Here is a 7,439-nt window from a genome sequence, read left to right on the forward strand (position 1 = left end):
CGCTGGCGGCCTGCCACGCCGGACGCGCGGCCCAGACCTTGGCGCGGGCGTTGGGGCCCTGCACGGCGACCATGGCCAGGTCGCGGCGCGGCGTAATGGCGACGTCGAACTTGCCGGCCTGCTTGACCCGCTGCATCCAGGCGATGTCTTTCTCGGCCGTGCCGGCGTTGACGACGACTCGCCACTCGTCGGCGGCGAAGAAATAGATGATCAGGTCGTCGATCACGCCGCCCTGGGGATTCAGCATGCAGCTGTACAGGGCCTTGCCGGGCACGGTCAGCTTGGCCACGTCGTTGGCGACCAGGCGCTGCAGGAAGGCAAAGGCGTCGGGGCCGATGACGTCGACGTTCAGCATGTGCGACACGTCGAACATGCCGGCGTCCTGGCGCACGGCATGGTGTTCTTCCAGCTGCGAACCGTAGGCCAGCGGCATGTCCCAGCCGCCGAAGTCGACCATGCGTGCGCCAGAGGCGATGTGTTCTTCGGCCAGCGGGGTGCGTTTGAGGGTTGCGGACATGCGCGGAAACTCCGGGACGGCAGTATTGCCAGGGTTACGGAATGCCGGTGGTGCATGGCGGCCTGCGCCTGCACTGCGGCTGAATCTTCCGCCCCTCTGTCCTTTTGCCTGAGAGTTGCCCCGCGTGGCGGGTTTGCACCTTCGGCGCCTGGGCTGCTCGCTATGTCCCTGATTCAGGGGCGGCGCCAGGTCTCTCCAGAGTACTGTTTTGCCGGGTCCACACGGTAAAAAACCGGGACGGGGCAAGCATGGGCGGTATGGGTTACCTGAGCGATTCCGGGCGAATTGCGCCTTCGGCGGCGGCCGGACGTATAGGCCGCTCTCTCCCGCAACATGCGTGACAGCGGCGCAAGCATACAACGAAAGCCGCAGTCAGGGAATGCCCGCGTGGGCCTCACGCCAGCGCCGTATCCAGCAGCATCATCAGCACGAAGCCCAGCATCAGGCCGCAGGTCGCGTAGACCTCATGCCCCTTGCGGTGCGATTCCGGAATGATCTCGTGGCTGATCACGAACAGCATGGCGCCCGCGGCAAAGCCCAGGCCCCAGGGCAGCAGCGGCTCGGACCAGCCGACCACGGCGGCGCCCAGCACCGCCCCCAGCGGCTCGACCAGGCCGGACAGCATGCCCAGAGCGACGGCGAACGCGCGCTGATAACCGGCCGCCAGCAGCGCCACGGCCACCACCAGCCCTTCGGGAATATCCTGGATCGCGATGCCGGTGGCCAGCGCGGTACCGCGCATGGCGTCGTTGCCCGCATAACCCACGCCGATGGCCAGGCCCTCGGGCAGGTTGTGCAGGGTAATGGCGAAAACGAACAGCCAGGTGCGGCGCAGGCGGTGCGCCTCGATCCCTTCCCTGCCCTTGATGAAATGTTCGTGCGGCAGGAGACGGTCCATGAGCAGCAGCACCGCCGCCCCCAGCAGCAGGGCGGCGCCTACCGTCAACCCGGCGCCCCAGGGGCCGTAGCCCAGGTCGCGCCCCGCGGCGATGCCTGGCGCCACTAGCGAAAAGGCGCTGGCCGCCAGCATCACGCCGGCGCCGAAGCCGAACATGCTGTCCTGCACTTTTTGCGGAATGCTGCGGGCAAACAGGATGGGCAGGGTGCCCAGCGCCGTGGCGGCGGCGGCCACCAGACCGCCCAGGAGGGCATCGGCGACGTGCGGCGCGCGCACGTCCAGATAGGCCCACAGCTGGTGCAGGCCCAGGCAGGCCACCAATACAGCCAGGGTCCACACGCTGATGCTGGTGGCCGCAGGCCGCACGCGATGACGGCTGAAGGTATTCATGTGCCGCTGCCCTCCTTGCCAGGAATGCGCTTAGCGCTGGGCCGCCGCGTAGCGGCGTGCCACTTCAGGCCAGTTCACGACATTGTAAAAGGCGCCGATGTACTCCGGCCTGCGGTTCTGGTACCTCAAGTAGTAGGCGTGCTCCCACACGTCCAGCCCCAGGATGGGCGTGTTGCCCTGCATCAGGGGGCTATCCTGGTTGGCGCTGCTTTCCACCGTGAGCTTGCCGGCCGGCGTGACCGAGAGCCAGGCCCAGCCGCTGCCGAAGCGGGTCAGCGCGGCCTTGGTGAAAGCGTCGCGAAAAGCGGCCAGGCCGCCCAGCTCGGATTCAATGGCCGCCGCCAGGGCGCCGTCCGGTTCGCCGCCACCCTCGGGGGACATGACCGCCCAGAACAGGCTGTGGTTCGCATGGCCGCCGCCATGGTTGCGCACGGCGCCGCGGACGGCGTCGGGCAATTGCTCCAGCCGCGCCACCAGGGATTCGACCGGCTCGTCAGTGGCAATGCCCGCCCCCTCCAGCGCGGCGTTCAGGCTGTTGACGTAGGTCTGATGGTGTTTGCTGTAGTGGATCTCCATCGTCATCGCGTCGATGTGAGGTTCCAGGGCGTCGTAGGCGTAAGGCAGGGGCGGAAGGGTATAGGCCATGCATGTCTCCGTGGGATCCGCCCCCGTTCGGGGTTTGGATCAGTATCAGAAACATAAATGATAAGTATTTTTATTTGATATCACAACGGCAGGCTTGCAATTCCTGCCATAGCGCCGGACTATCGGCGCCGATACCCGTCGGAAAAGCTAGAGCGCCTTGCCGCAGGCAACGCCGGAAGCCCAGGCCCACTGGAAGTTGTAGCCGCCCAGCCAGCCCGTGACGTCCACGGCCTCGCCGATGAAATAGAGGCCGGTGGTGGTCTTGGCCTGCATGGACTTCTGATCCAGGCCGCGCGTGTCCACGCCGCCGCGCATCACTTCGGCCTTCTTGTAGCCGGCCGTGCCGCTGGGCACCAGGGTCCATTGATGGATGTCCTGCGCCAAGGCGCGCAGGGTCTTGTCCGGCGCGTCCGCCAGGCGCAGCGCCGCCAGGCCGGGCTTGCCGCCCTGCTCCGCCAGGTGCAGCCAACGGTCGGCCAGGCGCTTGGGCCAGAGGCCCGCCAGCACGGTATGCAACTGCTGCCGGTTGCCCGACTTCGACGCCAGCAACTCCTCGGCCAGGTCGCGGCCAGGCGCCAGGTCGATCACGATGGGCTCGCCGGGCTTCCAATAACTGGATATCTGCAGGATGGCCGGGCCGGACAGGCCTCGGTGGGTGAACAACAGATCCTCGAGGAATTCACCGCGGGCTTTGCCCTGCCCCGTGCTCAGATTGACCTCCAGCGCCACGCCGGACAATTCAGACAAGGACCGCCACTGTTCGGCATCGAAGGTCAGCGGCACCAGGGCGGGCCGCGGCTCCACCACCTTCAGGCCGAACTGCCGCGCGATCTTCAGGCCAAAATCGGTAGCGCCCAGTTGGGGAATGGCCATGCCGCCAGTGGCCACCACCAGTTTCGCGGCGCGGATCGGGCCCTGGCTGGTGCGCAGCTCGTAGCCCTGCTCGCCATGGCCGATCTCGGCCACCGAGCATCCCATGCGCCACTGCACCCTGCCCGCATCGCACTCGGCGCGCAGCATCTCGATGACGGATTCGCTGGAATCGTCGCAAAACAACTGGCCGCGATGCTTCTCGTGCCAGGCGATGTGGTGGCGCTTCATCAGCGCCAGGAAGTCTTGCGGCGTATAACCCGACAAGGCCGAACGGCAGAAATGCGGGTTGTCGGAGAGGAAGTTGGCGGGGCCGGCGCCGATATTGGTGAAGTTGCAGCGGCCGCCACCGGAAATGCGGATCTTCTCCGCCAGGCGTTCGGCGTGGTCGACCAGCACCACGCGCAAGCCGCGCTGGCCGGCAACCGCGGCACACATCATGCCCGCGGCGCCGGCGCCGAGTACTGCTACATCGAACATCAGTCTTCGATCAGGCAGTCGACGTAGTAACGCTTTTCGCCGTCCGGCCCCACTTCGTCGGCCAGGCCGTGGATGTAGGTTTCGAAGCCCGGGAAGCGCTGGTTGAACTCGCGCGCGAACTGCAGGTACTGGACGATGGTGCGGTTGAAGCGTTCGCCCGGGATCAGCAGCGGGATGCCCGGAGGGTACGGCGTCAGCAGCACGCCGGTGACGCGGCCTTCCAGCTTGTCGATGTCGACGCGCTCGACCTCGCGGTGCGCCATGCGGGCAAACGCATCCGACGGCTTCAGCGCCGGCACCATGTCGCTCAGGTACATCTCGGTGGTCAGGCGGGCCACGTCGCGCTCGCGGTAGGCCTTGTGGATCTCCTGGCACAGATCGCGCAGGCCCATGCGCTCGTAGCGGCGATGGTCACGGCAGAATTCCGGCAGGATGCGCCACAGCGGCTGGTTGCGGTCGTAGTCGTCCTTGAACTGCTGCAAGGCGGTCAGCAGCGTGTTCCAGCGGCCCTTGGTGATGCCGATGGTGAACAGGATGAAGAACGAATACAGGCCGGTCTTCTCGACCACCACGCCGTGTTCCGTCAAGTACTTGGACACCAGAGCGGCCGGGATGCCGGTTTCGCCGAAGCTGCCCGACATGTCCAGGCCCGGGGTGATGACCGTGGCCTTGATCGGGTCCAGCATGTTGAAGCCTTCGGCCATTTCGCCGAAGCCGTGCCAGTGGTCGTTGGATTCGAGTATCCATTCGTCGCGGTTGCCGATGCCTTCGGACACCAGGCGGTTCGGGCCCCAGACCTTGAACCACCAGTCGTTCTTGCCGAACTCGGATTCCACCTTGCGCATGGCGCGGCGGAAGTCCAGGGCTTCGCGGATGCTTTCCTCGACCAGCGCGGTGCCTCCCGGCGGCTCCATCATGGCGGCGGCCACGTCGCAGGACGCGATGATCGCGTACTGGGGCGAGGTGGACGTGTGCATCAGGTAGGCTTCGTTGAAGACGTTGCGGTCCAGCTTGCGGGTCTCGGACTCCTGCACGATGATCTGCGAGGCCTGCGAAATGCCGGCCAGCAGCTTGTGCGTGGAGTGCGTGGCGAACACCATCGCGTCCTGGCTGCGCGGGCGGTCCACGCCAATGGCGTGCATGTCCTGGTAGTACTCGTGGAACGACGCATGCGGCAGCCAGGCTTCGTCGAAGTGCAGCGTGTCGACATAGCTGCCCAGCTGCTGCTTGATCATTTCCACGTTGTAGATGACGCCGTCATACGTGCTTTGCGTCAGCGTCAGGATGCGCGGGTTCTTGTTCACCGCCTCGCGGGCGAAGGGGTTGGCCTCGATCTTCTTGCGGATATTGTCCGGGTGGAACTCTTCCAGCGGGATCGGGCCGATGATGCCCAGGTGATTGCGCGTGGGGCGCAGGAACACCGGGATCGCGCCCGTCATCGTGATCGCGTGCAGGATCGACTTGTGGCAGTTGCGGTCCACCACCACCACGTCGCCCGCAGCCACGTTGGCATGCCACACCACCTTGTTGGAGGTGGAGGTGCCGTTGGTGACGAAGAAGCAGTGGTCGGCGTGGAAGATGCGCGCGGCGTTCAGTTCCGATTCCGCCACCGGGCCGGTATGGTCCAGCAACTGGCCCAGTTCGTCCACGGCGTTGCAGACGTCGGCGCGCAGCATGTTCTCGCCAAAGAACTGGTGGAACATCCGTCCCACCGGGCTCTTCAGGAACGCCACGCCGCCCGAGTGCCCGGGACAGTGCCAGGAATACGAGCCATCCTGCGCGTACTTGACCAGTTCGCGGAAGAACGGCGGCGGCAGGCTGTCGACGTAGCTGCGGGCTTCGCGGATGATGTGGCGCGCCACGAATTCGGGGGTGTCCTCGAACATGTGGATGAAGCCGTGCAGCTCGCGCAGGATGTCGTTCGGGATGTGCTCGGACGTACGCGTCTCGCCATACAGATAGATGGGGATGTCGGCGTTGCGGAAACGCAGCTCGCCGATGAAGGCGCGCAGGTTCTTGATGGCGCTGGCCACGTCCTCGGGCGAATCCACGTCGAACTCTTCGTCGTCGATCGACAGGATGAAGGCGCTGGCCCGGCTCTGCTGCTGGGCGAACGAACTCAGGTCGCCGTAACTGGTCACCCCGATCACCTCGACGCCCTCGGCCTCGATCGCCGCGGACAGGGCGCGGATACCCAGACCGGACGCGTTCTCGGAACGGTAGTCTTCGTCGATGATGAAAATGGGGAAGCGGAATTTCATGCAGGCGCTCCTGGGGGCAAGGCGGGTTCGGACGCGTAACGCGGCGCGAGTGTACTTCTAGTAAAAATCCGCCTGATGACAGACGGCGCGAGCACCCGCCAGGGCGGCGGGAATGGCCGAATTGTAGGGCTGTTTTTCTTACAGTCCTAAGGGAAATCCCGGAAAGGCCCGGACCGCCGTTGTCATCGCGCCAAAAGCGGACGCTTTCAGCACAGAAACCCGCGCCGTGCGGGAGAGCACACCGGCGCCCGCAGGGCTGCAGGACGCTAACGGATGGTGCTCGCCTCGCCTGCCTGCAAGGCCGTCAGGAACTGTTCGAAATAGGGCGGGATGGCCTCGGCGGACCCATAGCGGATACGCCGTTCGACCTTGGCGATGGCGCCGAAGCAGACCTCGGTTCCGGGTTCGCCGCAGACCAGCACCACCGGATCCTCGTCGTCGCACACTTCGTACAGGCCGCCATGCGCGCGGCGTCCCACCTCGTAGAGGTAGGCGGCGGCGCCGACAGTCTGCATGGGGGTGAGAGGCAGGGTCCCGACGTGGGCGGCCTCCAGTGCTTCGTCCAGCGCATGGACGCTGGACGGCGTGTAATCCAGCACGGCGCCGGTAGAACCGGCTGCCTGGACAAATTCCTGCGCGGCATCCGCCACACGCGCCACGAACTCTTCCTGGACTTCGTCGCGCTTGGCGTCCTGGTTTATCTTGAGGAAACCGAACATCATTGGCTCCTTTGTGAAAACCGCAAGCGGCGTTAGGACCATTATAGGCAGCGCGCCCCCCTATACTGCCCAAACCGCAGCCAAACGTTCCCTATTCCCAACACTTGCCGCCCATGCCCCCTGCCATCGTCCGACGCCTTGTTCCCGCCGATGCCGCGCCGTTGCGCCAATTGCGCCTGGACGCCCTGGTGGAAACCCCCGAATCGTTCGGATCGAGTTACGAAGAGGAACACACGCTGACATTGGAGGATATCCGCGGCTGGATCCTGCCTTCGGACGACAGCGCGATGTTCGGCGCGTTCTGCGGCGAGGCCCTGGCGGGCATCATCGGCGTGGGTCGGCAGCGCAAGCTGAAGATGCGTCACAAGGCGCACATCTGGAGCATGTACGTGACGCCGTTGCAGCGCGGCCAAGGCCTGGCCCGGCAGTTGATGCAGGCGGCGATCGCCCACGCGGCCGGCATGCGCGGCATCCGCCAGGTGCAGTTGAGCGTGACCGCCAACAATCTGGCGGCGACCACCCTGTACCTGAGTCTGGGCTTCACCGAGTACGGTCGCGAACACGAGGCGCTGTGCGTGAACGGCGAACTCTACGATGAAGCGCTGATGGCGCTGCCGCTGGCCGGCAAGTAGCCGGGCCGCGTCAGGCCGGGCCGCGTC

6 protein-coding genes, 1 pseudogene and 2 riboswitches are annotated in these 7,439 nt (G+C 65.7%); of the genes and pseudogenes, 1 reads left to right on the plus strand and 6 read right to left on the minus strand.

Features of this window, described 5'->3' with window-relative positions:
* From gcvT to VIR09_RS19855, 6 genes and pseudogenes are all read right to left on the minus strand, one after another.
* A pseudogene (gene gcvT / locus VIR09_RS19830) lies at positions 1-517 on the minus strand (glycine cleavage system aminomethyltransferase GcvT); the annotation flags it as partial.
* 86 nt (positions 518-603) lie between these two features.
* A riboswitch (glycine riboswitch) is annotated at positions 604-726 on the minus strand.
* 34 nt (positions 727-760) lie between these two features.
* Positions 761-856, minus strand: a riboswitch (glycine riboswitch).
* Between the two features lie 55 nt (positions 857-911).
* On the minus strand, positions 912-1,805 hold the full coding sequence (locus tag VIR09_RS19835; RefSeq protein ID WP_332014414.1) for a ZIP family metal transporter: 894 nt from the start codon (positions 1,803-1,805) through the stop codon (positions 912-914).
* 30 nt (positions 1,806-1,835) lie between these two features.
* A complete protein-coding gene (locus VIR09_RS19840; RefSeq protein WP_332014415.1) occupies positions 1,836-2,450 on the minus strand; it encodes a superoxide dismutase in 615 nt (204 codons plus the stop codon).
* 147 nt (positions 2,451-2,597) lie between these two features.
* Complete coding sequence (locus tag VIR09_RS19845) at positions 2,598-3,800, minus strand: NAD(P)/FAD-dependent oxidoreductase (RefSeq protein WP_332014416.1); 1,203 nt, start codon at positions 3,798-3,800, stop codon at positions 2,598-2,600.
* Complete coding sequence (locus tag VIR09_RS19850; RefSeq protein WP_332014417.1) at positions 3,800-6,061, minus strand: arginine/lysine/ornithine decarboxylase; 2,262 nt, start codon at positions 6,059-6,061, stop codon at positions 3,800-3,802. Before VIR09_RS19850 ends, VIR09_RS19845 begins: the two co-directional genes overlap by 1 nt.
* A 266-nt stretch (positions 6,062-6,327) precedes the next feature.
* The gene (locus VIR09_RS19855) at positions 6,328-6,780 is read right to left on the minus strand and encodes a hypothetical protein (RefSeq protein WP_013396239.1); all 453 of its coding nucleotides are present in this window, start codon (positions 6,778-6,780) and stop codon (positions 6,328-6,330) included.
* A 113-nt stretch (positions 6,781-6,893) separates the two neighbouring features.
* Between VIR09_RS19855 and VIR09_RS19860 the strand changes: the two genes are divergently transcribed.
* A complete protein-coding gene (locus tag VIR09_RS19860; protein ID WP_332014418.1) occupies positions 6,894-7,412 on the plus strand; it encodes a GNAT family N-acetyltransferase in 519 nt (172 codons plus the stop codon).
* Positions 7,413-7,439: the final 27 nt, after the last annotated feature.

The sequence above is a fragment of the Achromobacter sp. genome (assembly GCF_036567245.1).
In the GTDB taxonomy this organism is placed as follows: Bacteria; Pseudomonadota; Gammaproteobacteria; order Burkholderiales; family Burkholderiaceae_B; genus Achromobacter.